This is a genomic window from Mycobacterium sp. NPDC050551, assembly GCF_040674075.1.
Classification (GTDB): Bacteria; Actinomycetota; Actinomycetes; order Mycobacteriales; family Mycobacteriaceae; genus Mycobacterium.
Map to the genome: position 1 here is coordinate 538,324 of NZ_JBFARC010000002.1, position 25,523 is coordinate 563,846.

Sequence of the window (25,523 nt, forward strand, 5' to 3'; positions counted from 1 at the left end):
CTCAGTGCGCGAAGTGCCGGGACCCCGTCAGGTACAACGTGACACCGGCCTTGGCCGCGGCCTCGGTGACGACGTCGTCGCGCATCGACCCGCCCGGATGCACCACTGCCGTCACACCGCCCTCGGCCAGCGTCTCGAGCCCGTCGGGGAACGGGAAGAACGCATCGGAGGCGGCCACCGCACCGCGCACCCGGTCGCCGCCGCGCTGCACCGCGAGCTTCGCCGCATCCACCCGGTTGACCTGGCCCATACCGACGCCGACCGTGGCGCCGTCGGCGGCGACCACGATCGCGTTGGACTTGACCGCGCGACAGGCCCGCCAGGCGAACACCAGATCGGTCAGCGTGTCCGGGCCTGCCGGCTCACCGGTGGCCAGCGTCCAGTTCGCGGGATCGTCGCCTGCGGCGTCGAGCGCGTCCCGCTGCTGCACCAGCAGGCCCCCGCTGATCTGGCGGAACTCGTTGCCGCCCGGCTGCGGTTCGGACGCGACGAGGATGCGGATGTTCTTCTTGCGCTGCAGGACCTCCACCGCACCCGGCTCGTAGGCCGGCGCGATGATCACCTCGGTGAAGATGTCCGCGACGGTCTCTGCCATCTCGACGCTCACCGTGGTGTTGGTCGCGATGACGCCGCCGAACGCCGACAGCGGGTCACATTCATGGGCCTTGCGGTGCGCGTCGGCGACCGACGTCGACGAGATCGCGATGCCACAGGGGTTGGCGTGCTTGATGATCGCGACGCAGATCTGCTCGTGGTCGAACGCCGCTCGCCAGGCCGCGTCGGCGTCGGTGTAGTTGTTGTAGGACATCTCCTTGCCGTGCAGCTGCTCGGCCTGCGCCAGGCCCGGCCATGCCGCCGCGTCGCGGTACAGCGCCGCCTGCTGATGCGGGTTCTCGCCGTAGCGCAGCACCGCGGTGCGCTGCCACGTGCCACCCACCCACGCAGGCAGCCGCTGTGCGGGCTCCTCGGGCGCCAGCGTCGATCCCATCCAGGACGCGACCGCGACGTCGTACTCCGCGGTGTGCCGAAAGGCCAACGATGCGAGGATCTTCCGCTCGGCGAGGGTGAACCCGCCTGCTCGCACCGCGGCCAGCACACCGTCGTAGCCCAGCGGATCGACCGCCACCGCCACGCTGGGATGGTTCTTCGCGGCGGCGCGCACCATCGAGGGGCCGCCGATGTCGATCTGCTCGACACACTCGTCCATCGACGCGCCGGAGTCGACGGTCTCGGTGAACGGGTAGAGGTTCACCACCACCAGGTCGAACGCCTCGATGCCGAGCTTCTCGAGGGCCGAGACGTGTTCGGGCTTGCGGGTATCGGCGAGCAGACCGGCGTGCACATGCGGGTGCAGGGTCTTGACCCGGCCGTCGAGCACCTCGGGGAACCCGGTGACGTCCTCCACGGGGGTCACCGGAACTCCGCTGTCGGCAATGGTTCTGGCGGTCGACCCGGTGGAGACGATGGCCACGCCGGCCTCGTGCAGGCCGCGGGCGAGCTCGCCGAGCCCGCTCTTGTCGTAGACACTGATCAGCGCGCGCCGGATCGGCCTGCGTCCCTCGGTCATCCTATGGTTGCCTTTCGTCCGCTCCAGGTCACACCGCGAGTCGCCAACGCGGCCAACACATCCACCAGCAGCCGTCGTTCGACTGTCTTGATCCGTTCGTGCAACGTGGCCTCGTCGTCGCCGTCGAGCACCGCGACGGGCTCCTGGGCGAGGATCGGCCCGGTGTCCATTCCGGCGTCGACCAGGTGCACCGTGCAGCCGGTGATCCGGACACCGTAGGCCAGCGACTCGGGTACGGCGTGCGCGCCGGGGAACGCGGGCAGCAGCGCCGGGTGCGTGTTGACCACGCGGCCCGGGAACCGGCCGAGGAACTGCGCACCCAAGATCTTCATGAAGCCGGCCGACACCACGAGGTCGGGCTGGTGCGCGGCGGTGGCCTCGGTGATCGCGGCGTCCCAGGCGTCCCGATCGGGGTGGTCGCCGAGACGCACCGTGTAGGACGGCACCCCGGCCTCGCCCGCGATGTCGAGTGCGGCGCACGCCCGGTCGGTGCCGACGGCGACCACACGGGCGGGATAGTCACCGGCCGCGGCGCCGAGTAGCGATGCGAGCAGCGAGCCGGTGCCCGAGGCGAGAACGACCAGCCGCGCAGGTGCACTCGGGGGCACACGTAGCGGTTGCTGCACCCGCAGCAGCCTAGTCGGCGGGTCTGTGCGGCTGATCGCGGGACGCGTCCTCGTCGGCGGCGATGTCCTCGTCGGTGATGAAGTGGTCCTCCGGATCGACGGGTTCTCCGGGCTCCTCGGCGGCCGGCTCGTCGCCCAGCGGCTCACCGGCCTCGGGCAGCAGCGGCTCGGGCTCTGGTTCGGTGAGTCCGTCCTGCGGGTCGGGTTCGGGGACGGGCGCCTCGTCGGTGTCCGGCACCGCTTCGGCCGGTTCGTCCGCGGCCGGTTCGTCCGCGGGTGCCGGCTTGGGAACCTTCGCCGGCCTGGGGCGGCGCGCGATGCCGCCGGCCATCGACACCGTCAGGCCGCCGATACCGACGAACCACAGGAACACCGCGGGCCCGAAGGTGGCCTGGTCGACGCCCACGTCGCCGAAATTGCCGAGCCGTCCCCCGCCGGCGTGGCCGAGCAGCGCCATCGTCGCCGCCGCCGCGGCCGCCGCGACCACCAGCTTCGCCGCTGCGGAGGGCAGCGGCACGGGCCTGCGGGCGCACTGCTGGCCGACAGCGACCGCTGCGGCCGCCGCGATGATGAGCAGTGCCACCCACACCGGTCCCAACGGCGGTGCAGGCACCGCGGCGAGCACCGGCAGCGCGGGCACGTCGCCCCCGAGCACCGTGAACGAACTGAACGTGGCCAGGCCGACGTGCGCGCTGGACCCGACGGCCACCGCCGACGCGCCGACGAAGACGTTCGGCGCGTACAGCACGGACAGCACCGTGAGGCTGAACTGGCCGAACGCCGAATCGGTGATGGCGTAGAGGTCGTGCATCGTCGCCCAGTGCACCACCAGGGATCCGGCGGTCACCGCGCCCGACAGACCGACCAGCGTCAGGACGCCGGCCGTTGCGGCGCGGAACGCGTCGGGCAGCCAGTCGGGCAGTGGCGAACGCAGCACCGTGCGGCGACCGACCTGCGACGCCACGCCGAGGGCCGCCCCGATCGCATGCACCGCCAGCACCGAGCCGAACGCGGGCAGCGCGTGCGGGGTCTGCAGGTCGGTGAGCACCGAGGAGGCGTCGTGCACGACCGCCAGCGCGATCGCGGCGATGAGCAGCGGCCCACCCAGCGCCGAGGCCACCACCCAGCGGATGACGAACCAGGACGCTCGCTGCGACGTCGCGGCCGCGGTGGTGCGCATCGCGCCGTACACCATCAACAGCACCGGAAGCAGCGGCATCACACCCAGTTCGCTGCCGCCGATCGACACCGGCACGCCGTGCACGCCGAGCCACATGCTCGCGATGGCGCCGAACGTGCCGGTCATGTCGCTGTTGGCGATGACCAGCTGGATCAGGGTCACCGCAGCGATGACGACGAGCGCCACCACGGACGGCCCGAACGCGACCCGAAGCAGGTCCCGCGCCTGGCGGGTCGCGACTGGCCGGTTGTCCACTAGCGGGGCAGCTCCTCGCGCAGGCTGACGTGCGCGCACTTCACGCACGCGCGGCTCAGCTTACGACGGCGCGGGGCCGGACTGCTGCGATGACGGCGATTGCTGCTGCCCGGGATTCTGCGGCGACGGCTGCTGCGGCTGGCCGTACGTCGGGAACCCGGTGGGCGGGGTGGGCGGACCGCTCTGCGAACCACCCTGGGGGCCGCCGGCCTGGAAACCGCCGGTGGTGGGCTGCCCGGGGTAGCCGCCGCCGTACTGCGTCGGGTAGCCGCCGGGACGCTGCTGCGGCAGCTGCTGCTGACCCGGGTGCTGCTGGGGGCCGCCGTAGTAGCCGCCCGGCGCGCCGTACTGGCCGAACTGCTGCTGCTGGTCGTACTTCGGCTTCGGCGCGGGCGGGGTGAGGATTCCCGAGTCGAACAGCAGTGCGGCGATCGCGGCGCCGGTCTGCAGCAGCGCGAAGATCAGGATCAGCCACAACGCCCAGCCGTAGTCCACGTTGTCCGGCGTCTGGAACATGTTGGTGAGGACCAGCAGGAATCCGAGCACCGAGACGACCGCGACCAGGGCGGTGTAGTTGCGCTGCTTGGGCAGCGTCGCGACGGCGGCGAAGAGGCCGGCCAGCAGCAGCGCAGCCACCGCCAGCGTCATGCCCTCGGTGGTGCCCGCATCCCCGCCGATGCCGGGGATGTTCTCGTACTCGGTGGGCACGTTGGCCTCGAAGACCGGTGCGAACGCGTTCAGCAGGAAGGTCAGCAGTCCGAGCACCGCTGCGGCGAGCAGCAGATAGGACGGCAGCTTGTTCGGTCCTGCGGCCGTGTCACCTGCGGCGTCGGGCACCTTCCCGAACTGCTGCGTCGGCGCGCTGAACTGGGTGGTCGGCTGCTGGGACGGCGGGTAACCGGGGCTACCGGGTGGGTACGACATGGCCTCTCCTGTACTGGTCGGGCGTCGGGAAGATGTGCACGGCGCAGATGTGGTGACCTCCGGCCGGCACGGACAACCGTGAGCGATTCGTTCCCCACGCTAGCGCACCGACCTGCGAGTGCGGCCAACGACGGGTGGGAAGCCGCGGCCAGTGCACGGCGGGCGTCCGCTCAGGCCGACACCAGCACCGGCGCGTCCGTCGAATCCCGTTCGCTGTCCTCGATTTCCCGGACCAGCGGCAGCACCCGGGCGCCGAAGTACTCGATCTCCTCCTGGAAGTGCAGGAACCCGCCGAGGATCAGGTCGACGCCGCGTTTGCGGTATGCCGCAATGCGTTCCGCGATCTGCTCGGGCGTGCCGATCAGCCCGGTGCGGAAACCGTCGTTGTACTGGACGAGGTCGTCGAAGCTCGAGTCGGCCCACATCCCCTTCTTGTCGCCGGTCGAGTTCCCCGCCTGCTGGACGGCACCGCGGAAGCCCTCGACCGCGGGGCGGTTGGCCTTGTCGACGATTTCCCGCAGGACGTCTTTCGCCTCCTTCTCCGTGTCCCTGGCGATGATGAAGCCGTTCAGCCCGAAGCGCACCTCGCGGTTCACCTCACGGGCGTGGTCACGCACCTCGACGAGCTGCTCGGTGACGCCGTCGAAGTCCTTGCCGTTGGAGAAGTACCAGTCCGAGTGACGGCCGCCGTTGCGGCGGGCGGCGGTGGAGTTGCCGCCCTGGAAGATCTCCGGGTTGGGCCGCTCGGCGGTGTTGAGCGGTTTCGGCTTCAGCGTGAAGTCGTGGATGCGGTAGAAGTCGCCACGGAAGTCCACGTCGTCCTCGGTCCAGATCTTGCGCAGCACCTGTAGGAACTCCGCGCTGCGCCGGTAGCGCTCGTCGTGTTCGAGCCACGGTTCGCCGAGGTGGGTGAACTCGTCCTTGAACCAGCCCGACACCACGTTGACCGCGAACCGGCCGTTGCTCAGGTGGTCGGCGGTGGCGCCGAGCTTGGCGAGCACGGCGGGCTGCCACAGCCCCGGGTGCACGGCGGCGATCACCTTCAGCCGCTCGGTGGCCAGCAGCAGCGCGAGGCTGAAGCTGGTCGACTCGTGCTGGTACTCGGCGCCGTAGCTGGCCTCGTAGCGGACCTGGCTCAGCGCGTACTCGAAGCCGTTGTTCTCCGCGGTCTGCGCGAGCTTCTTGTTGTACTCGTAGTTCCAGTCGGTGCGCTGCTCGATGGTGCTCGTCACCAGGCCGCCGCTGACGTTGGGCACCCAGTAGGCGAACTTGACGTGGTCGGCGATCCGTTCGGTCGTCATGGTCAGCCATCCCAGCAGCGGAAGCGACGGCCGTCGCGGGTATGGCTCTGGCTGAAGTTATGTGGCCGGGCCCGTGCACTCGACGATCGGTGTCGCGGCGATCCCGTTGAAGCGCGACGCCGTCACCGCGGTGTACGCGCCCATCATCGGGCTGACCAGGATGTCACCGACGGCCAGCGGCGGCATCGGGTAGTCGCGGGCGACGACGTCGACGCTGTCGCAGGTCGGCCCGGCCAGCGTGACGACGTCATAGGCCGTAGCGTCCTCGAGCTCGCTCAGCGCCAGGATCGGCGGGTGGACGTCCTCGGTCATCACGTTGGAGTAGCTGCCGTAGACGCCGTCGTCGAGGTAGTGCCACTGCCTGCCGCCGCGTTCGGCGCTGCCGACCACGCTGGTGAGCAGGGTCATGGAGTCGGCGGCGAGGAAGCGGCCCGGCTCGGCCAGCAGGGTGAACTCGCCGCGGCGGTCGCCGAGCACCTCGTCGACGATCTCGGCGACGGCGGCCAGGGCGGGCATCGGTTCGCGGTAGCTGACCGGGAAGCCGCCGCCGATGTCGATCACCCGGGTGGGCACCGCCAGCGTGTCGGCGATGTGGCCGACGAGGTCGAGGGTGCCCCGCAGCGCGGTGCGGTACGGCTCGGCCGTCGACCCCTGGCTGCCGACGTGGAAGCTGAACCCGGCGAACTGGACGCCCGCCGCGAGGACGTGCTTGACCAGCAGTTCGGCCTCATCGGGTTCGACGCCGAACTTCGCCGACAGGTCGGACTTGGCCGTCGGGTTGCGGAACGCCAGGCGCACCAACACCTGGATGTCGTCCGGGCGGCCGGTGAACTTCTGCGCCTCGACGGGGTTGTCCACCACGAAGGTGCGGACCCCGGCCGCGTAGGCGTGGTCGATGTCTGCCGGCTTCTTCACCGGGTGGGTGTGGATGCAGCGTGCCGTCGACAGTCCGAGCGACCGCAGCAGGTCGATCTCGCCATTCGTGGCGACGTCGAAGCCACCGCCGCAGGCGGCGACGGCGGCGAGCACCGACGGGTGCGGCGCGGCCTTGACGGCGTAGTGCAGGCCGAAGCCGGGCAGATGGGCCGCGAGTTCGCGGTAGCGGGCGGTGACGCGGCCGGCGTCGAGCAGCAGCAGCGGGGTGCCGTGCTGTGCGGCCAGTGCCCGGTAGCGGGCGGCCCCGGTACCGGAGCTGCCGCGCAGTTCCTCACGCAGCAGCGACCGACGTGACCGGACCGTCGCATCCATCCGTTACCTCCTCTGGGGCGGGGCGGCGGACCAGCAGGGTGCTGAACCGCTCGTAGCTGAAGATCGCGAAGACGTAGAAGGCGAGGTCGGCGGCCAGGCTGCCGAGAACCCAGCCCACCGCGGTAGTGCCGACGAGGAACGGGCCTGCGAACAGCGCGACGGGCCGCACGATGACGCTGTCGATCGCCTCGGCCGGGCCGAATTCCACGGCGATGCTGCGGACGGCGAGCCCGTTGGCCAGCGCCATCCGCAGCACGGTGTTGCGGTCCGCCAGCGATCGGTAGGCCCACCGCACGCCGTTGACGTAGGCGGTGGCGTAGTAGCCGGCCGACGAGCCGATGGTGCCCGCCACGACCGCGGCGGCGTAGGAGCCGGTGAGCTGATAGGTCGCCAGCGCGCTGCCGACCTCGGCCGTCCATCCCGCGAGTTCGTTCGGCAGGTAACGCCGAACCCATTCCATGACCTTGCCGCGGGCTCGGCGCCGAATCCCCATGGCAGAGACGTTCGTCGGCCGCGCGGCCACCGTCATGCGTAGTGCGCTACTCCTCTGCGCCCGCGACGGCCTTGCCCTTGGGACTAGAACACGTTCTAATTCACGGCATGGACTACGGGCTCGTTCTCTTCACCAGCGACCGGGGCATCGCGCCTGCGGCGGCCGCCAAGCTCGCCGACGACCACGGTTTCCGCACCTTCTACGTGCCCGAGCACACGCACATCCCGATCAAGCGGGAGGCGGCGCATCCGACGACGGGTGACGAGTCGCTGCCCGACGACCGCTACATGCGGACGCTCGACCCGTGGGTGTCGCTGGGCACGGCGTGCGCGGTGACGTCACGGGTGCGGCTGTCGACGGCGGTGGCGCTGCCGGTGGAACACGACCCGATCACCCTGGCCAAGTCGATCGCGACACTCGACCACCTGTCAGGCGGGCGGGTGTCGCTCGGCGTCGGATTCGGCTGGAACACCGACGAACTCGCCGATCACAACGTGCCACCCGGCCGCAGGCGCACGATGCTGCGCGAGTACCTCGAGGCGATGCGGGCGTTGTGGACCGAGGAAGAAGCCTCCTACGACGGCGAATTCGTCAAGTTCGGGCCGTCGTGGGCGTGGCCGAAGCCCGTGCAGTCACACATCCCGGTTCTGGTGGGCGCCGCGGGCACCGAGAAGAACTTCAAGTGGATCGCCCGCAGCGCCGACGGCTGGATCACCACTCCCCGCGACTTCGACATCGACGAGCCGGTGAAGCTGCTGCAGGACACCTGGGCGGCGGCGGGTCGCGACGGCGCCCCACAGATCGTCGCGCTGGACTTCAAGCCGGACCCCGACAAGCTGGCGCGCTGGCGCGATCTCGGCGTCACCGAGGTGCTGTTCGGGTTGCCGGACAAGTCCGACGCCGAAGTGGCGGGTTACGTCGAACGGCTGGCCGGGAAACTCGCCGCGCTGGTGTAGTTCTCGCGCCGAATGTGAGCTTGCGTTCGAAGATTCCCTCGAATCTCGCGCACGAGCTCACGTTCGCGCGCGACGGGCCTCAAGCCAGAGTCGCGACGTTCGTGGTGCCGTCGTTCGTCACGGCGATCGCCGCACCCAGCGGGTCGCCCTCGGTCATCAGTGCCACCAGGTCCGCGTCGGTGGTGACCGCCATGAACCGGCTGCCGTCGGCGTCGAGCCTGCCGATGATGATGCCGGTGATGTCCGGCCAGTCGTGACGCACGGAGTAGGTCTCGATGGTGCCGCGGCCGTCGGCATTGCGGGTGACCGCGACCTTCGGCAGCGCGGCGATGTCGGCCTGCAACTCCTTGCTGCGGTCCGGCGCCCAGTCGGCGGGCTCGGTGGAGTACACCCCGACCGAGTACTTGCTCATCACACCGCCGTTAGCGCCGACCAGGCCGAAACTGCCCGGCTTGTCCCGCATCTGGGCGACGGTCTCGGCGATGCCGTGCAACGAATAGCTGTTCCCGGGACCGCCGAAGTAGGGCAGGCCGCCGGTGAGGGTCAGTCCCCGCGGATCGTCGTGCGCCAGCCCGAACTCGTCACACACGGCGAACACCGGGAACGGGAAGCAGCTGTAGAGGTCGAACGTCGCCACGTCGTCGATGCCGATGCCCGCAACCCGGAGTGCCTCCGCGACCGATTGTTTCGCGGAGATACTCACGCTGACGTCGGGGCGGTCCAGCAGGTCCTGCTCGGTCTGGTCGGCGTGCCCGCGCAGGTACACCCACTTCTCCTCCGGCACACCGAGCCGGCGTGCCGCTGCCACCGACATGACCAGCGCCGCCGCCCCCTGGTTGACGGTGTCGCGAGCCACCAGCAGCCGCGGATACGGGTCGCAGATCATCCGGTTCTCGTCGGTGACGGTGACGATCTCGTCGACCGACCGTTCCACCGGCGACGACGAGAACGGGTTCTTCGCAGCGACTTTCGAGAACGGCGAGAACAGTTCGGCCATCGCATGGCGATACTCGGCGACACCGAGCCCCAACCGGGCACGGCGCGCGTTGTCGAGCAGCCCGTACTGCACGGGGGCGCCCGTCAGTCCGTGCCCCGCGGTGTACTCGCTCATGTACTGCTCGAAGCCGTAGCCGCGGTCCTCGAGCTGTCCGCCGACGTGCTCAGTGAAGTCCGGCTTGTCGTCTCGCTTGGAGAAGTACTTCGCCGTCGACCCCGGCTCGGAGCCGACGATCAACGCCACCTCGATCTCGCCCGCGGCGATCGCCCCGGCGAATTCCGTCATCACCTTCTGCGGCCCGTTGCCGCCGATGGGCTCGAGCACCGCCCGCTCGGGGTCGGCGCCGATGCGTTGCGCGACCGAGCGCAGGTAGTTGTCCGAGGCGCCGAGCGGCGGGTCGGCGAACGGCGTGCAGATCTCGAACTGGCGCAGCCCGACGAATACCTGGATCGCCGCGGCCACGTCGTCGGCCCGGGCGCCGGTGTCGGTCAACGCCGCCCGCACCGCGGCGGTGGCGAGGTCGACCGCCGACAGCCCGCGGTAGTCGGGGTCGTCGATCCGCTCGGTGAACTGGCCGACGCCGACGACGACGGGCGTGCGGGGATCAACCGGCATGACGGACCTCCTGAGAAGTGTTACTTCGTCAGGCTAACCGAAAACTGGAACGTGTTCCAATCCGCCGTCTGCCCAACGCGAGACTGCGGCCAGATCGCGAAACCCGGAGGATTCGCGATCTGGCCGCAGTCTCGGCGTGCTGTCTAGAGGCTTTCGAGGAGCTCGCGAGCCAGCGTGGCGGTCTCCGACGGCGTCTTGCCGACCTTGACGCCCGCGGCCTCGAGGGCTTCCTTCTTGGCCGACGCGGTGCCCGACGAACCGGACACGATCGCGCCCGCGTGACCCATGGTCTTGCCCTCCGGCGCGGTGAAGCCCGCGACGTAGCCGACGACCGGCTTGGAGACGTTGGCCTTGATGTAGTCGGCGGCCCGCTCCTCGGCGTCGCCGCCGATCTCGCCGATCATCACGATGATCTTGGTCTCGGGATCCTTCTCGAACGCCTCGATGGCGTCGATGTGGGTGGTGCCGATGACCGGGTCGCCGCCGATGCCGATCGCGGTGGAGAAGCCGAGATCGCGCAGCTCGTACATCATCTGGTAGGTCAGCGTGCCGGACTTCGACACCAGGCCGATCGGGCCCTTGCCGGTGATGTTGTTCGGGGTGATGCCGACCAGCGACTCGCCGGGGGTGATGATGCCGGGACAGTTCGGCCCGATGATGCGGGTCTTCTCGCCCTTCTCGACGTTGTAGGCCCACGCATACGCGCTGTCCTGCACCGGGATTCCCTCGGTGATCACGACGAGCAGCGGGATCTCGGCGTCGATGGCCTCGATGATCGCGTCCTTGGAGAACGAGGGCGGCACGAAGGCGATCGACACGTCGGCGCCGGTCTCCTTCATCGCCTCGGCGACACTGCCGAACACCGGCAGCTCGATCTCGTTGCCTTCTTTGTCCTCGTGCTTGACCGTGGTGCCCGCCTTGCGGGCGTTCACCCCGCCGACGATCTGCGTGCCGGCCTTGAGCATCAGCTTGGTGTGCTTGGTGCCTTCACCGCCGGTGATGCCCTGGACGATGACCTTGCTGTCCTTGTTCAGGAAGATAGACATCTGTTGCTTCCCCTTACTTGTTCGCCAGCTCGGCGGCCTTGTCGGCGCCCGCGTCCATGGTGTCGGCCTGGATCACCAGCGGGTGATCGGCCTCGGCCAGGATGCGCCGGCCCTCGTCGACGTTGTTGCCGTCCAACCGGACGACCAGCGGCTTGTTGGCCTCGTCGCCGAGGATCTTCAGCGCGTTGACGATGCCGTTGGCCACCGCGTCGCAGGCGGTGATGCCGCCGAACACGTTGACGAACACGCTCTTGACCTGGCTGTCGTTCAGGATGACGTCGAGGCCGTTGGCCATCACCTCGGCCGACGCGCCGCCGCCGATGTCCAGGAAGTTGGCGGGCTTCACCCCACCGTGCTTCTCGCCGGCGTAGGCGACGACGTCCAGCGTGGACATCACCAGGCCCGCGCCGTTGCCGATGATGCCGACGGCACCGTCGAGCTTGACGTAGTTGAGGTCGTTCTCCTTGGCCTTGAGCTCGAGGGGATCGGTGGCGTCCTTGTCCTCGAACTCTTCGTGGTCCTCGTGCCGGAAGTCGGCGTTGGCGTCGAGGGTGACCTTGCCGTCGAGCGCCAGGATCTGGTCGTCGGGCGTGCGCACCAGCGGGTTCACCTCGACCAGGGTGGCGTCCTCCTTGACGAACACCTCCCACAGCTTGGCGATGGTCACCGCGGCGGCGTCGAGCACCTCGGCGGGCAGGTGACCCTGCTCGGCGATCGAGCGGGCGAAGGCCTCGTCGACGCCCTTGGTCGCGTCGACGGGGACGCGAGCGAGCCGGTCGGGCTTGGTCTCGGCGACCTCTTCGATCTCCATGCCGCCCTCGACCGAGCACATCGCCAGGTAGGTGCGGTTGGAGCGGTCGAGCAGGAAGGAGATGTAGTACTCCTCGGCGATGTCGCTGGCCTCGGCGACGAGCAGCTTCTTCACCTCGTGGCCCTTGATGTCCAGGCCGAGGATGTTCTGCGCGTGGGTGAAGGCCTCGTCGGCGGTGGCGGCGTACTTCACGCCACCGGCCTTGCCGCGGCCGCCGACCTTGACCTGTGCCTTGACCATGACGGGCTTGCCGATCTCCTCGGCGATGGTCTTCGCGTCCTCGGCGGTATCGGTCACCCGCCCGGGCGTGGTGGGCACGTTGTGCTTGGCGAATAGCTCTTTCGCCTGGTATTCGAAGAGATCCATGGGCTCACTGTCTGTCTTGGGTTGACGTCGAGGGTTGCGCCTGACGGCTCGTGGGAACCTTATCGACACCGCAGTGACGCGTCGGCACCGCCTACCTCTCATGTGGCAGATCTCACCGCGGTCCTTCAGTGATACAGGTCACAAAACCTGCCGGAATAGTCCCACAGGTTGCCACCAACATTGGATTTTGGTTAACGTGCCTCTGGTCTTCGATAACGTTCAGGTCACGGATAGAAGGACTATTCAGGTTGGCGCAGCACCGTTCGTCCCCCACTCCGCAAGGAGCCTCGACGAACGCTCGGCAACGGCGGATCAGCCCGTACCTCGAGCACGAGACCGAGATCACCGACATCATCCCGTTCAACGAGTTCGGCGGTCTCGGCGACCTCGAGTTCCGTGACCACACCGCGTTCGACCGGGAATCGCAGGTCATCCACGCTCCTGAGCTCGATGATCTTCACGATTGCAACGAGACGCCGCTGCGGCTGGCGGTTCCGTCCGAGTTCCGCGCCGACGTGGCTACCGATTCCCGCACCGCCCATTCGCGGCGCGCCCGGCAGTCGACCCACGCCTACCGCGACAGCCACACCGACGTCAGCGACGGATCGGCCGCCACGGACATCATCGACATGGCCGGCAGGCGCGGCGTCCACCGCAAAGAATCCGCGGGTGCCGTCAAGAGCCGCCTGATGATCGCCGCCATGGCCGCGGGCGCGACCGCCGCGGGCGCTTACACGCTCAGCAACGCCACCGAGCCGGTCCCCGGCGACACCGTGCTGGCTGCCGGCGAGACGGCCGTCAACGGCGCTTCGGTCACCGGTTCGGTCGACGGCATGCAGATCGTCACGGTCGCGTCGAACGTCGAAGCGTCGGTGCACGCCGAGGAGATCACCAAGGCCGCCGCCTTCGCCCAGGAGCGCGCCGAGCGCGAGGCGCGCCAGATGCGGCCGCTGTTCGTGATGCCCACCCGCGGGGTGTGGACATCGGGCTTCGGGTACCGGTGGGGCGTGCTGCACGGCGGCATCGACATCGCAGGGCCGATCGGCACTCCGATCCTGGCCGCCTCCGACGGCGTCGTGGTGGACGTCGGCCCGACCGCCGGCTACGGCGCGTGGGTGAAGCTGCGCCACTCCGACGGCACCGTCACCCTGTACGGACACCTCAACACCTGGAACGTCTCGATGGGCGAACGGGTGATGGCCGGCGACCAGATCGCCACCATGGGCAATCGCGGTAACTCGACCGGGCCGCACCTGCACTTCGAGGTGCTGCTGAACGGCTCGAACCGCGTCGACCCGGTCGGCTGGCTGGCGAAGCGGGGCATCAGCACCGGCAGCTATGTTGGCTGAGTGAGCGACGGAGTCTTCCCGAGCGGCCCTTCTTCAGACCAGACGCGCATCATCCGGCGTCAGCCCGAGAGCGCGACCCCGTCGAAACCCCTTCCCGTTGAAGACGAGTCGCAGACCGGCATCATCCGGCGCCATCCCACCGGCGAGCTGCCCGCCGTCCCCGCGAGCGAACCCCAGACCAGCTACATCGAACCGGCGTCGCTGCAGGCGACCGGCTACATCCCGCGGCCGAGACCCACGGCCATCCCGAAGCAGGGGAACGACGCCGACCCGCGGACTGCCGTGGCCGCCGCGGTGGTCAGCATCGTCAGCGGGTGGTCCACCGCCGTCATCGCCACCGACCTGATCACCGGGTGGTGGCGTACCGACCGGCTGTTCTGTGTGGCCGTCGGATTCCTCACCGCGATCACCGCCGCGGCGATCATCGGCGGACTGGTGCTGTTGCTGCTGCGCCGCCGCATGGGGCGGCTGCTGATCGTGGTCGGCTCGGTGATCAGCCTGCTCATCTTCGCCAGCCTGTTCGTCGCGGGCGCGAAGCTGCCGCCGGTCGTGTACGCCATCCCGGTGCTGCCGCTGGCCGGGATCGCGCTGACGATGCTGCCGTCGACGGCCCGGTGGAGCCGGTCCTCCCCCGACGTCGACGCTGCGCCCGCGGCGTAGACGTGCGAGAGGCACGCGCCGTGCGCGCGGAGTCGACGGCGGGGGCGGCGACAATCGCGACGGCAGCGGCGATCTCGGGCGTGCTCGCCGCCGCATTCGGCGTGGCCGCGACGCTGCGGGCCCTGTTGATCTTTCAGATGTCCCAGGCTGTCGACGCGAGCACGATGCAGCGGGCGTACGCGTTCGTCAGCGCAGGAGTGCCGGCGGGCGTGACGGCCACCCTGTTCGCAGGCGTGGTGCTCTTGCACGGGAAGCAGCCCGCCGGACGGCTACTGCTGGTTGCCGGTGGGACCGTGGTGCTCCTGATCACCGCCGCCGATCTGGTGATGTGGTTCGGGTCCGACCGCGTGGCATGGTCGAACGACTCGGTGATCGGCGCTCATCGGTGGGGCTGGACGGCAATCGCGATCACGACGATGGTCCTCGCATCGCTGCCCGGCACGCGACGCTGGTGCAGCGGTCGCCCGCCGGTGTCCGCACGGCGTCGCGACGCCGCGGCCATCGCAGCGGCAGCCGTCTCGTTGCCGATGGCGGCCTACCTCTGTTGGCTTGCCTGGCGGCAGTACGACTTGGGCTGGGGCTTCGTCGAGATGGGCGGGGTGTTCGGATCGGACATCGGCTCGGTGTGGTCGCGGGTGATGCTGGAGACGTTCCTTGCGGCGGTGGTGACCGCCGCAGTGCTCGTCGCAGCGTGGGTGGCGCTGCTGTTCGGCGCGGCGGTCGGCCGCTGGCTCCTGGTCGCGGCCGCCGCGTTCACGCTCGGGCAGACGGTGTACGGCTCGACCGACTTCGCCCTGCTCCTCACCGAACTCGGCGCCCCTGACCTTCTCCGCATCTTCGCCCCACGAACCGCCGCAGCCGTGCTGTTCGCGGTGGTCGCACCGCTCGTCATCGTGGTGCTGGCGGTGCTGCCATCGCCGAAATCGGCGCGCTGACCGGGCCTTTCCCGCTGTTACGGTGATGCGGTGAACCCGTGGCAGCCCCAGCAGCCCTTCGTTGCCCCGCCGGGATACCCGCCGCTCGCTCCCCCGGTCCACCCGCGGCCGAGCGGTGCGACAGCCATCACCGCAGGCGTTCTCGGCTTCGTCGGAGGCGCCCTGCCGCTGATCGGCATGCTGCTCGCCCTCGCCGGTGTCGGCCTGCTCACGGTGCTGTTCGGCGGATCGGAGGCCAAGGGTGAGGCGGTCGCGTTCATGAGCCTGCTGGCCATCGGTGTGATGGTCCCACTGGTCGGCTCGGTGGTTCTGTTGATCGCGTCGGCGGTGATGCTGCTGCGCGTCGCGGCGGCGCGCTACGTGGTCGCCGTGGTGTGCGCGGCGCTGGTGGCGTACAGCATCGTCGAGCTGGTGACCGGGCCGTCGACGGGTCGGATCGACACGTCCGACGCCACCTGGTCGGTGCTCTACGTCGTGACGGCCGTGCTGGCGCTGCTGCCGTCGACCGGACGGTGGTGCGCCGCGCGCGGCAGGCGCTGACTAGAGCTTGCTCACCGGCGCGTGGTTGTGCATGAGTTTCACCCGGCCGGCGCTGCCGAAGTCGATCAGCGACATCGCCGACTCCCCGACGCCCGACACCTCTTCGACGCGGCCGAGGCCGTACTTGTCGTGGGTGACCCGGTCACCGGGTTCCAGCACCACCATCGGGCGCTTGGCCGCCGACGACCGCGCCGGCGCCGGACGCGGGGTGCCGAACCGGCCGGCGCCGCTGACGGGCGCCGAGTACGACGGCGCCGGATCGGTCCGCCGCCAGTCGATGAGCTCCTGGGGGATCTCGCGCAGGAACCGCGACTCCGGGTTGAGCATCGGCTGCCCCCACGACGACCGCACCTTGGCCCGGCTGACGTACAGCCGCTGGCGCGCGCGGGTGATGCCGACGTAGGCCAGCCGCCGTTCCTCGGACAGTTCCGTCGGATCGCCCAGCGCCCGCATGTGCGGGAACATGCCGTCCTCCCAGCCGGTGACGAACACCACCGGGAACTCCAAGCCCTTCGCGGTGTGCAACGTCATCATCGTCACCACGCCCGCGCCGTGCTCCGGCAGCTCGTCGGCGTCGGCGACCAGCGACACCCGCTCCAGGAACTTCGCGAGGACGCCGGTGTCGGGGATGTCCTCATCGACCGGTTCGTCGTCGGCCAGCGCTTCGGCGTTCGCCAGGTCGATGCTGAATTCGTGTGCGACGCTGACTAATTCGTTGAGGTTGTCGAGGCGGGCCAGGTCCTGCGGATCGCTGGACGCCTCCAGTTCGGCGCGGTAGCCGGTGCGGTCGAGTACGGCTTCGACCACGTCACCGAGTTCGTCGTCGAGGCGGCCGCGCAGCTCGTCGAGCATCGTGACGAAGCCCGAGATGCACTTCTCCGCCCTGGTGTTGAGCATCGACACCCGGCCCTCGGCGGCGGCCTGCAGGGCGTCGTTGAAGCTCGAGCCGGTGTTCTCGGCGTAGACCGCGACGCACGCCTCGGCCCGGTCGCCGATGCCGCGCCGCGGGGTGTTGAGGATGCGCCGCATGCTCACCGAGTCACCGGGGTTGTCGAGCACCCGCAGGTAGGCGACGATGTCGCGGATCTCCCTGCGCTCGTAGAACCGGACGCCGCCGACGACCTTGTAGGGGATGCCGGCGCGGATGAACACCTCTTCCAGCGCGCGGGAGGAGTTGTTGGTGCGATAGAACACCGCAACGTCGTTGTAGGTGATGTCGCCGCGGTCGGCCAGGGCGTCGATCTCCTGCGCGACGAAGCGGGCCTCGTCGTGTTCGTTGTCGGCGACGTAGCCGACGATCAGTTCGCCCGCGCCCTCGTCGGTCCACAACCGCTTCTCGCGCCGGCCCGTGTTGCGTGCGATGACGGAGTTCGCGGCGTTGAGGATGTTCTGCGTCGAGCGGTAATTCTGTTCCAGCAGAATGGTCGTCGCGTTCGGATAGTCGCGCTCGAAGTCCTCGATGTTGCGGATGGTCGCGCCGCGGAACGCGTAGATCGACTGGTCCGCGTCACCCACCACACACAGCTCGGCCGGGGGTACTCCTGCGGTGTCGTCGTCCGGGCCGGCCCGGCCCACCAGCTCGCGCACCAGCACGTACTGGGCGTGGTTGGTGTCCTGGTACTCGTCGACGAGGATGTGCCGGAAGCGTCGCCGGTAGTACTGCGCGATCTGCGGGAACCGTTGCAGCACAGCGACCGTCTCGCCGATCAGGTCGTCGAAGTCGAGCGCGTTGGCGCCCCGCAGCCTGCGCTGGTACTCGGCGTAGACCTCCGAGATGATGCGCGGCAGGTCCTCGTCGGCGTTGGAGGCGTCGTAGGCCGCCTGCTCCGGGTCGATGAGTTCGTTCTTGAGGTTGGAGATGCCGTTGGACAGCAACCGCGGTGAGTACCGCTTGGTGTCCAGCCCCATGTCCTTGCCGATCATCAGCAGCAGCCGCCGCGAGTCGTCGGCGTCGTAGATCGAGAAGTTGGAGTTCAGCCCGGGCAGCAGCGAGGCCTGGTTGCGCAGGATCCGCACGCACGTGGAGTGGAACGTCGACACCCACATCGCCCGGGCCCGCGGCCCCACCAGCCCGACCACGCGTTCACGCATCTCGGCGGCGGCCTTGTTGGTGAAGGTGATCGCCAGGACCTGGCCCACTCCGACCTCGCGGGCGGCGAGCAGGTAGGCGATCCGACGGGTGAGCACCGCGGTCTTCCCCGACCCGGCGCCTGCGACGATCAGCAGCGGCGAACCCTCGTGCAGCACCGCCTGTCGCTGCTGCGGATTGAGCCCGTCGAGCAACTCGTCGGTTTCGGAGGTGTGGGAGGTGTGGTGCGGGGCGACAGTCATACTGCTCCAAATCTACCGCCGCAGGCCGACACCTTTGCGCCGATGTGGCAGTTGGTGGCACACTGATTCGCGTGCTCAGCGAGCGGCGATTTTTTTACGGGTACCGGCCAGCGGTGCCCGTGGTCTAGCTGCTTTCTCAAGAGCCCCGCGGTCCGCATCCGGATCCGGGGCTCGTTTGCTGTGTGGGACCCGGCTGCGGATGACACCATCTAATACACACAACGAGGAGTCACCGATGTCAGTCCAATCTGAAACCGTTCCGGACATCGAGGCGCTGCGGCTGGAGATCGACCAGCTCGACGCCACGATCCTGCAGGCCGTCGCCCGCCGCACCGAGGTGTCGAAGCTCATCGGCAAGGCCCGCATGGCCTCCGGTGGCACCCGCCTGGTGCACAGCCGCGAGATGAAGGTCCTCGAGCGCTACAGCAGGCTCGGCCCCGAGGGCAAAGACCTGGCGATGCTGCTGCTGCGGATGGGCCGCGGCCGCCTCGGCCACTAGTCGCACGTTTCCGCCGGAACGGCATTCCCGGTTGGCAAGCCGCGCGCTTGATGACCAGGAATGCAGTTCCGGCAATGGTGGCGAGAAGCTACGGGGTCATTTGCGGAGGGCGTCGGTGAGCCACGGCGTCAGCCACTCCACCGCTTCAGGCGTGGGGTGCACGCCGTCGCTGCGTAACCGGATGCCGTCGACGCGGGTGGTGTAGTAGCCGCGCGGCGACAACTTCTTGTTAAAATCCAGCACCGACACGTTCGGGCGGTCGCCGACGACGTCGCGCAGCAGGTCGTTCCACTCGTCGGCGCGGTCGGGGTCGTCCTCCGGGTACAGGCTGCCGTCGGACTGTTCGGCGCGTCGGTTGTACGGCGCCGTGGTCACCAGCACCTTGGCCCCCGTCGAGCCGACGATGTCGAGCGCCCGCTGCAGCTCGCCGCGCAGGTAGGCGTCGTAGCCCGACTCGCCGACATGGGTCCATTCGCCCTCGTTGACGCGGTCGACCACCTCCCAGCGGCCGACCATCAGCAGCACCACGTCGGGGCGGTCGTGGTTGATCCGCTGCGCCCACCGGGCCGGCCAGGAGTCGCATTCGGGTTTCTGGTTGAGCGTCTCGCCGGTCATCCGGTACGGGCCGCCGCGGGCGATGCCGCAGCCGATGGTCGTGTAGTTGATGAAGCGCAGACCCGGGGTCGACGGCAGATAGCGCATCAACGTCCAGGCGACCGAGTCCCCGAACACCGCGACGGTGCGCGTGCCCGGCGCGCGCTGCGCATCCTGCGCGCCGACGGCGACCGGGATCTCCGGCAATACCGCCGCCGCCGACGCCACCTCGAGCGGGGGTTCCGCGTCGTCAGCCGGGTGGAAGCCCACCGGCACGACGGACACGGTCACCACCGCTGCCGTCGCCATGGTGGCCACCGCGAGCGGCAGCATCGGGACCGACGACGGCCGCCAGCGCCGCACCGGCTGCTCGATCAGCCACCAGGACAGCGCGGCCACCAGCAGCGTCGCCGCGCACCTGGCCGCGAACAACGGCCAGCCCGACCACCCGGTGCGTTCGCCGTTGAGCACCAGGAACACCGGCCAGTGCCAGAGGTAGACGCCGTAGGAGATCGCGCCCAGCCACACCAGCGGCGACCAGGCCAGGATCCGTGCGACGGGACCGCGCTGGTCGAGCGCGACGGTCGCGACGACCAGCACCGCGGCGGCCGCGACGGCGGTGAACAGTCCCGCCCGGTACTCGGCGGGGCTGCCGGTGGCGTAGTGGGCGAGCACCGCGACGCCGGACACCCCCGCCACCGAGAGCACCCGAGCCAGCAGGCGGGCCCACCGCGCGCGGATCGGCGTGCCCATGGTGACGGTCGACCAGTCGCGGACCAGCAGGGCGGCGGCGGCCGCTCCGAGCAGCAGCGCCTGTACCCGGGTGTCGGTGCCGAAGTACACCCGGTTGGCCGTCGCGTCCGACGTGAGCAGCACGGCCGCGACGGCCGACGCCGCGGCGCCTGCGGTCGCGACCGCGAACACCGTCCAGCGCACCGTCCGCAGGCTCGGCACCCGCCGCCGGACGCCGAGCACTCCGATGACGAGGAGCAGCAGCAGCGGCCAGACGAGGTAGAACTGCTCTTCGACCCCGAGTGACCACATGTGCTGCAGCGGCGACGGCGGACTGCCCTGCGCGAAGTAGTCGGTGCGCTGGGCGACGAACGCCCAGTTGGACACCCAGAAGAATGCCGCGACGGCGTCGTCGCGCAGTGCGGTCACCGCGTCGGGCGGGAAGAGGTCACGCACCAGCAGCACGGCCGCCACCACCACCAGCAGCGCGGGGAGCAGACGGCGGACGCGGCGAATCCAGAAGTCGCGCAACCCGATGCGACCGGTGCGGCCCAGTTCGTCGAGCAGCAGCGAGGTGATCAGGAATCCGCTGAGGACGAAGAACACGTCGACACCGAGAAAACCGCCGGGCACTCCCGGAAGTCCGCCGTGCTGGGCGAGTACCAGCGCCACCGCGATCGCGCGCAGACCGTCGAGGGCGGGGATGTCGCGGCCCTTCGCCGGGCTGCGACGCGGGGGGTCAACTGCGGGGGCCACCCATCGGCGTCGACCGCCGACGCGGACCGGCGCCGCAGTCATGCCATGCCCTCCCATGTCGAGCCCCGAGCATGGAAGTCTATGGGCCGCCGCGGCCCCGATCGTGAAGGCGCGGCGGCGCGTTCGCGGCTACTTCGTCACAGCGCGGTGTCCGCTCGCGCTAACGCGTCAGCGCGATGTACTTGGTGTCGAGGTACTCCTCGATGCCCTCGGTGCCACCCTCGCGGCCGAAGCCGGATTCCTTGATACCGCCGAACGGGGCGGCGGCGTCGGAGATCACCCCGCGGTTGACGCCGACCATGCCCGATTCGATGCCCTCGGCGACGCGCAGCGCCCGGTCCAGCGAGCGCGTGTAGATGTAGGCGGCCAGCCCGTATTCGGTGTCGTTGGCCGCGGCGATGCCCTCCTCCTCGGTGTCGAATCCGGTGATGGGCGCGACCGGGCCGAACACCTCCTCCTTGAGGATCCGGGCGTCTGCGGGCACGTCGGCCAGCACCGTTGCCGGGTAGAAGTTGCCCGGACCACCGGGCGCGACGCCGCCGACAGCCACCGTCGCGCCGCGCGACACCGCGTCGGAGACCAGTTCGGTGACCTTCGACAGCTGCTTGGAGTTGATCAGCGGGCCGAGCGTCGCCGACTCGTCGAGGCCCTTGCCGAGGGTGAACTCGCTCATCCGCTTGACCAGCTTCTCGGTGAACTCCTCCCGCACCGAGTTGGCGACGTGGAAGCGGTTCGCCGCCGTGCACGCCTCGCCGCCGTTGCGCATCTTGGCCAGGATCGCGCCGTCGACCGCGGCGTCGATGTCGGCGTCGTCGAACACCACGAACGGTGCGTTGCCGCCGAGTTCCATCGACGTGCGCAGCAGCTTGTCCGCCGACTGCTTCACCAGCGACTTGCCCACGCCCGTCGACCCGGTGAACGTCAGCTTGCGCAGCCGGCCGTCGTCGATGAGGGCCTCGGTGACCGGACCCGGGCTGCTGGTCGGCAGCACCGACAGCACACCCTTGGGCAGTCCGGCCTCGTCCATCAGCTTGGCCAGGTAGAGCATCGTCAGCGGCGTCTCCTGCGCCGGCTTGACGATCATCGTGCAGCCCGCGGCGAACGCCGGACCCATCTTGCGGGTGCCCATGGCCAGCGGGAAGTTCCACGGGGTGATCGCATAACACGGTCCGACGGCCTGCTTGGTGACGATGATGCGACCGGTGCCCGCCGGGCTCGGCGTGTAGCGGCCGCCGATCCGCACCGCCTCCTCGGCGAACCACCGGAAGAACTCGCCGCCGTAGGTCACCTCGCCCTTGCTCTCGGCGAAGACCTTGCCCATCTCGAGGGTCATCAGCGCGGCGATGTCGTCGGCCTGCTCGGTGATCGCCTCGAACACCGACCGCAGGATCTCGCCGCGCTTGCGCGGTGCCGTCGCGGCCCACTCGGCCTGCAGCGCGCACGCGGCGTCCAGAGCGGCGACGGCGTCCTCGGCGGTCGCGTCCGACACCGTCGCGATCACCTGGTCGTCACTGGGGTCCAGCACGTTGAACGTCGACGTCGTGGTGCGCTCTTCACCGCCGATCCACAGGCCGGTGGGAACAGACTTCAGCAGCGCGGTGGTGTCCATGCATCCATCATCAACCCTCCGGCGGGAAGACCGCACTAGGGTCGGGAACATGAGTGCCGACACCACCATTCCCGACATCTCCGCGACTCCCGCGTGGCAGGCGCTGCAGCGCCATCACGACGAGATCCGTGGTGTGCACCTGCGTGAGCTCTTCGCCGACGACCCGGCACGCGGCACCGAACTGACGCTGAAGGTCGGCGACCTGTACATCGACTACAGCAAGCACCGCGTCACCCGCAAGACACTCGAGCTGCTGCTCGACCTGGCCCGCGCCGCCCGCCTGGAGCAGCGCCGCGACGCGATGTACTCGGGGTTGCACATCAACACCTCCGAGGACCGTGCGGTGCTGCACACCGCGCTGCGGCTGCCGCGCGGTGAGGAGTTGGAGGTCGACGGGCAGAACATCGTCAAGGATGTGCACGACGTGCTCGACCGGATGGGCGATTTCACCGACCGGCTGCGCAGCGGCGAGTGGACGGGTGCGACCGGTGAACGCATCACGACGGTGGTCAACATCGGCATCGGTGGGTCCGACCTCGGCCCGGTGATGGTGTACGACGCGCTGCGGCACTACGCCGACGCCGGGATCTCCGCGCGCTTCGTGTCCAACGTCGACCCCGCCGACCTCGTCGCCAAGCTGGACGGACTCGAACCGGCCACAACGCTTTTCATCGTCGCGTCGAAGACCTTCTCGACGTTGGAGACGTTGACCAACGCGACTGCCGCGCGCCGCTGGCTCACCGACACACTCGGCGACGCCGCGGTGTCCAAGCACTTCGTCGCGGTGTCGACCAACAAGAAGCTGGTCGACGACTTCGGCATCAACACCGACAACATGTTCGGCTTCTGGGACTGGGTCGGTGGCCGGTACTCCGTCGACAGCGCGATCGGGCTGAGCGTGATGGCGGCGATCGGCAGGGAACGCTTCGCCGACTTCCTGGCCGGCTTCCACCTGATCGACGAGCACTTCAAGTACACACCGCTGGAGGCCAACGCGCCGGTGCTGCTCGGACTGATCGGGCTCTGGTACTCCGACTTCTTCGGCGCGCAGTCGCGGGCGGTGCTGCCCTACGCGAACGACCTGTCCCGGTTCGCGGCGTATCTGCAGCAGCTGACCATGGAGTCGAACGGCAAGTCGGTGCGGGCCGACGGCACCCCCGTCACCACCGACACCGGGGAGATCTTCTGGGGCGAGCCGGGCACGAACGGCCAGCACGCGTTCTACCAACTGCTGCACCAGGGCACCCGCCTGGTGCCCGCCGATTTCATCGGCTTCAGCCAGCCCACCGACGACCTGCCCACCGCCGACGGTGACGGCAGCATGCACGACCTGTTGATGAGCAACTTCTTCGCCCAGACGCAGGTGCTGGCGTTCGGCAAGACCGCCGACGAGATCGCCGCCGAGGGGACGCCCGCTGAGGTGGTGGCGCACAAGGTGATGCCCGGCAACCGGCCGACGACGTCGATCCTGGCCACCAAGCTGACCCCGTCGGTGGTGGGACAGCTGATCGCGCTCTACGAGCACCAGGTGTTCACCGAGGGCGTGGTCTGGGGCATCGACTCGTTCGACCAGTGGGGCGTGGAACTGGGCAAGACCCAGGCCAAGGCGCTGCTGCCGGTGATCACCGCCGACGCGTCCCCCGAGGCGCTGTCCGACGGTTCCACCGACGCCCTCGTGCGGCGCTACAGGACGGAGCGGGGTCGATCAGCCTGAAGGCAGTTCGGCGCGAAAACCCATGCGGTGCATGGGTTTCCGCGCCGAATCGCTGGCGTGTGTCAGCCGGCCGGGATGGTGCCGCAGGCGCCTGGAACGATGCAGCCGCTGACGCCGCCGGGACCGGCCGAGCCGGACGGCCCACCGGGGATCGCGACCTCAGCGCCATCGGGGCCTGCCGCGGCGGCCGGGCCACCCGGGACCACGGCTTCAGCGCCGCCCGGGCCTGCCGCGGCGGCCGGGCCACCGGGAACCGCGGCAGCGTTGGCGCCGTCGGGGCCTGCTGCGACGGCCGGGCCACCCGGAACCGCGGCCTCAGCGCCGCCCGGGCCCGCCGCGGCGCCCGTGCCACCGGGAGCGGCAGCCGCAGCGCCGTTGGGGCCCGCCGCCGCGGCCGGGCCACCGGGGACCGCGGCTTGGGCGCCGTTCGGACCCGCGTCACCCACGGGACCGCATGCGACACCCGGCGCGCACGGCGGCGGGGCAGGCGGCTGAGCGAGAGCGATCGGTGCAGCTGCGATTCCTGCGGCAGCGACACCGGCGAACAGGACTGGTGTGAGCTTCGAAAGTTTCGCGTTCATGATCGAAGGGTTTCCACGCCGCTGCGGTGATTAAACCGGCTACCAAGAATTCGATCTTGGCAGCGGTGTCACGTTTCAGGCGAACTTCGCGGCGACCTTCGGTGGCAGCACCTTGAGCAACAGCACCAGGGGTGCCCAGGGCCATGACGGCACCGCGGCGCGGCCACGCTCACGCTCGATGGCGTCGACCATCGCCGCCGTCCCGGTCTGGGTGTCGACCATCAGCCGGGTGGTCTCGGCCTTGGCGGTCATCTCCGACTCGATGTAGCCGGGTTCGAGCACCGTCACCGTGATCGGACTGCCGGCGTACTCCGCACGCAGCGATTCGCCGAGCGACGAGACACCGGCCTTGCTGGCGGCGTAGGCGGCCCGCACTCCGGGGACGCCCTTGTTGCCGAGCACCGAGGACACCAGCACCAGGTGCCCGCCGCCCGCGGCGGTGAACATCTCCAGCGCCGTCTCGATCTGCACCAGCGCGGCCACCAGATTGGTCTCGATGGTGGCCTTGTTGGCCCACAGCTTTCCCGTCCCCAGCCGGGCACCCTTGCCGACGCCGGCGTTGACGATGATGCGGTCGATCCCGCCCAGTTCCTCGGACAGCGCGGTGAACACCTGCGGCACCCGGTCGTGGTCGGTCACGTCGAGTTCGGCGACGGCAACCTGGATCGCCGGATGCCGGTCCTGCAGTTCGGCCTTGAGCTCCTCGAGGCGGTCCATCCGGCGCGCACACAGCGCGAGGTCGCGGCCCTTGGCGGCGAACACCCTGGCCATGCCGGCGCCCAGGCCGGAGCTTGCGCCGGTGATGAGGATCTTCTGCCTGGTCATCGGAGCAGCGTAG

22 protein-coding genes are annotated in these 25,523 nt (G+C 69.5%); 7 read left to right on the forward strand and 15 right to left on the reverse strand.

Features of this window, described 5'->3' with window-relative positions:
- Position 1 precedes the first annotated feature (1 nt).
- The 7 genes from purH to AB0K11_RS09270 form a co-directional block, all read right to left on the reverse strand.
- Positions 2-1,567 carry a bifunctional phosphoribosylaminoimidazolecarboxamide formyltransferase/IMP cyclohydrolase gene (purH, locus tag AB0K11_RS09240; RefSeq protein ID WP_364975035.1) on the reverse strand — a complete coding sequence of 522 codons (1,566 nt, stop codon included), beginning with the start codon at positions 1,565-1,567 and terminating at the stop codon, positions 2-4.
- Positions 1,564-2,193, reverse strand: a complete 630-nt coding sequence (purN, locus tag AB0K11_RS09245) for a phosphoribosylglycinamide formyltransferase (protein ID WP_364975037.1) — start codon at positions 2,191-2,193, stop codon at positions 1,564-1,566. Before purN ends, purH begins: the two co-directional genes overlap by 4 nt.
- A 10-nt stretch (positions 2,194-2,203) precedes the next feature.
- Positions 2,204-3,628, reverse strand: a complete 1,425-nt coding sequence (locus AB0K11_RS09250; protein WP_364975040.1) for a DUF6350 family protein — start codon at positions 3,626-3,628, stop codon at positions 2,204-2,206.
- A gap of 60 nt (positions 3,629-3,688) precedes the next feature.
- The gene (locus AB0K11_RS09255; RefSeq protein WP_364975043.1) at positions 3,689-4,552 is read right to left on the reverse strand and encodes a DUF5336 domain-containing protein; all 864 of its coding nucleotides are present in this window, start codon (positions 4,550-4,552) and stop codon (positions 3,689-3,691) included.
- Positions 4,553-4,722: 170 nt separating this feature from the next.
- Positions 4,723-5,853: a dimethylsulfone monooxygenase SfnG gene (gene sfnG / locus AB0K11_RS09260; protein WP_364975045.1), complete on the reverse strand. Its 1,131-nt coding sequence runs from the start codon at positions 5,851-5,853 to the stop codon at positions 4,723-4,725.
- Positions 5,854-5,910: 57 nt separating this feature from the next.
- Positions 5,911-7,101 carry a type III PLP-dependent enzyme gene (locus AB0K11_RS09265; RefSeq protein WP_364975048.1) on the reverse strand — a complete coding sequence of 397 codons (1,191 nt, stop codon included), beginning with the start codon at positions 7,099-7,101 and terminating at the stop codon, positions 5,911-5,913.
- Positions 7,061-7,594, reverse strand: a complete 534-nt coding sequence (locus AB0K11_RS09270) for a hypothetical protein (RefSeq protein WP_364975050.1) — start codon at positions 7,592-7,594, stop codon at positions 7,061-7,063. Before AB0K11_RS09270 ends, AB0K11_RS09265 begins: the two co-directional genes overlap by 41 nt.
- A 107-nt stretch (positions 7,595-7,701) precedes the next feature.
- Here AB0K11_RS09270 and AB0K11_RS09275 point away from each other — a divergent pair, with 107 nt between their 5' ends.
- A complete protein-coding gene (locus AB0K11_RS09275) occupies positions 7,702-8,550 on the forward strand; it encodes an LLM class F420-dependent oxidoreductase (RefSeq protein ID WP_364975052.1) in 849 nt (282 codons plus the stop codon).
- Positions 8,551-8,629: 79 nt separating this feature from the next.
- Here AB0K11_RS09275 and AB0K11_RS09280 read toward each other — a convergent pair whose 3' ends face one another.
- The 3 genes from AB0K11_RS09280 to sucC form a co-directional block, all read right to left on the reverse strand.
- Complete coding sequence (locus AB0K11_RS09280) at positions 8,630-10,162, reverse strand: acetyl-CoA acetyltransferase (RefSeq protein WP_364975055.1); 1,533 nt, start codon at positions 10,160-10,162, stop codon at positions 8,630-8,632.
- 143 nt (positions 10,163-10,305) lie between these two features.
- Positions 10,306-11,208 carry a succinate--CoA ligase subunit alpha gene (sucD, locus tag AB0K11_RS09285; RefSeq protein ID WP_364975057.1) on the reverse strand — a complete coding sequence of 301 codons (903 nt, stop codon included), beginning with the start codon at positions 11,206-11,208 and terminating at the stop codon, positions 10,306-10,308.
- Positions 11,209-11,221: 13 nt separating this feature from the next.
- A complete protein-coding gene (gene sucC / locus AB0K11_RS09290) occupies positions 11,222-12,385 on the reverse strand; it encodes an ADP-forming succinate--CoA ligase subunit beta (RefSeq protein WP_364975060.1) in 1,164 nt (387 codons plus the stop codon).
- A 248-nt stretch (positions 12,386-12,633) separates the two neighbouring features.
- On the opposite strand from sucC, the gene AB0K11_RS09295 reads away from it, so the two are divergent.
- The 4 genes from AB0K11_RS09295 to AB0K11_RS09310 are packed head-to-tail and all read left to right on the forward strand — an operon-like array spanning position 12,634 to position 15,869.
- Positions 12,634-13,734 (forward strand): M23 family metallopeptidase, encoded by a 1,101-nt coding sequence (locus AB0K11_RS09295; protein ID WP_364975062.1) that lies wholly within the window; start codon positions 12,634-12,636, stop codon positions 13,732-13,734.
- 51 nt (positions 13,735-13,785) lie between these two features.
- Positions 13,786-14,394, forward strand: a complete 609-nt coding sequence (locus AB0K11_RS09300; protein WP_364976715.1) for a hypothetical protein — start codon at positions 13,786-13,788, stop codon at positions 14,392-14,394.
- 2 nt (positions 14,395-14,396) lie between these two features.
- Positions 14,397-15,329 carry a hypothetical protein gene (locus tag AB0K11_RS09305; RefSeq protein ID WP_364975064.1) on the forward strand — a complete coding sequence of 311 codons (933 nt, stop codon included), beginning with the start codon at positions 14,397-14,399 and terminating at the stop codon, positions 15,327-15,329.
- A gap of 30 nt (positions 15,330-15,359) precedes the next feature.
- Positions 15,360-15,869 carry a hypothetical protein gene (locus AB0K11_RS09310; protein ID WP_364975066.1) on the forward strand — a complete coding sequence of 170 codons (510 nt, stop codon included), beginning with the start codon at positions 15,360-15,362 and terminating at the stop codon, positions 15,867-15,869.
- On the opposite strand, the gene pcrA is transcribed toward AB0K11_RS09310, so the two are convergent.
- Entirely contained in the window at positions 15,870-18,200 is a 2,331-nt protein-coding gene (gene pcrA, locus AB0K11_RS09315; RefSeq protein WP_364975068.1) for a DNA helicase PcrA, read from the reverse strand.
- A 199-nt stretch (positions 18,201-18,399) separates the two neighbouring features.
- On the opposite strand from pcrA, the gene AB0K11_RS09320 reads away from it, so the two are divergent.
- Positions 18,400-18,699: a chorismate mutase gene (locus tag AB0K11_RS09320; RefSeq protein ID WP_364975070.1), complete on the forward strand. Its 300-nt coding sequence runs from the start codon at positions 18,400-18,402 to the stop codon at positions 18,697-18,699.
- 96 nt (positions 18,700-18,795) lie between these two features.
- Here the strand turns inward: AB0K11_RS09320 and AB0K11_RS09325 are convergent, their stop codons facing one another.
- Together AB0K11_RS09325 and AB0K11_RS09330 are read right to left on the reverse strand one after the other, a co-directional pair.
- Complete coding sequence (locus AB0K11_RS09325; RefSeq protein WP_364975072.1) at positions 18,796-20,823, reverse strand: acyltransferase family protein; 2,028 nt, start codon at positions 20,821-20,823, stop codon at positions 18,796-18,798.
- A 118-nt stretch (positions 20,824-20,941) separates the two neighbouring features.
- On the reverse strand, positions 20,942-22,390 hold the full coding sequence (locus AB0K11_RS09330; RefSeq protein ID WP_364975075.1) for an NAD-dependent succinate-semialdehyde dehydrogenase: 1,449 nt from the start codon (positions 22,388-22,390) through the stop codon (positions 20,942-20,944).
- 49 nt (positions 22,391-22,439) lie between these two features.
- Between AB0K11_RS09330 and pgi the strand changes: the two genes are divergently transcribed.
- Complete coding sequence (pgi, locus tag AB0K11_RS09335; protein ID WP_364975078.1) at positions 22,440-24,104, forward strand: glucose-6-phosphate isomerase; 1,665 nt, start codon at positions 22,440-22,442, stop codon at positions 24,102-24,104.
- 62 nt (positions 24,105-24,166) lie between these two features.
- On the opposite strand, the gene AB0K11_RS09340 is transcribed toward pgi, so the two are convergent.
- Together AB0K11_RS09340 and AB0K11_RS09345 are read right to left on the reverse strand one after the other, a co-directional pair.
- Positions 24,167-24,550: a hypothetical protein gene (locus tag AB0K11_RS09340; protein WP_364975081.1), complete on the reverse strand. Its 384-nt coding sequence runs from the start codon at positions 24,548-24,550 to the stop codon at positions 24,167-24,169.
- Between the two features lie 210 nt (positions 24,551-24,760).
- The gene (locus AB0K11_RS09345; RefSeq protein ID WP_364975083.1) at positions 24,761-25,510 is read right to left on the reverse strand and encodes an SDR family oxidoreductase; all 750 of its coding nucleotides are present in this window, start codon (positions 25,508-25,510) and stop codon (positions 24,761-24,763) included.
- Positions 25,511-25,523 lie beyond the last annotated feature (13 nt).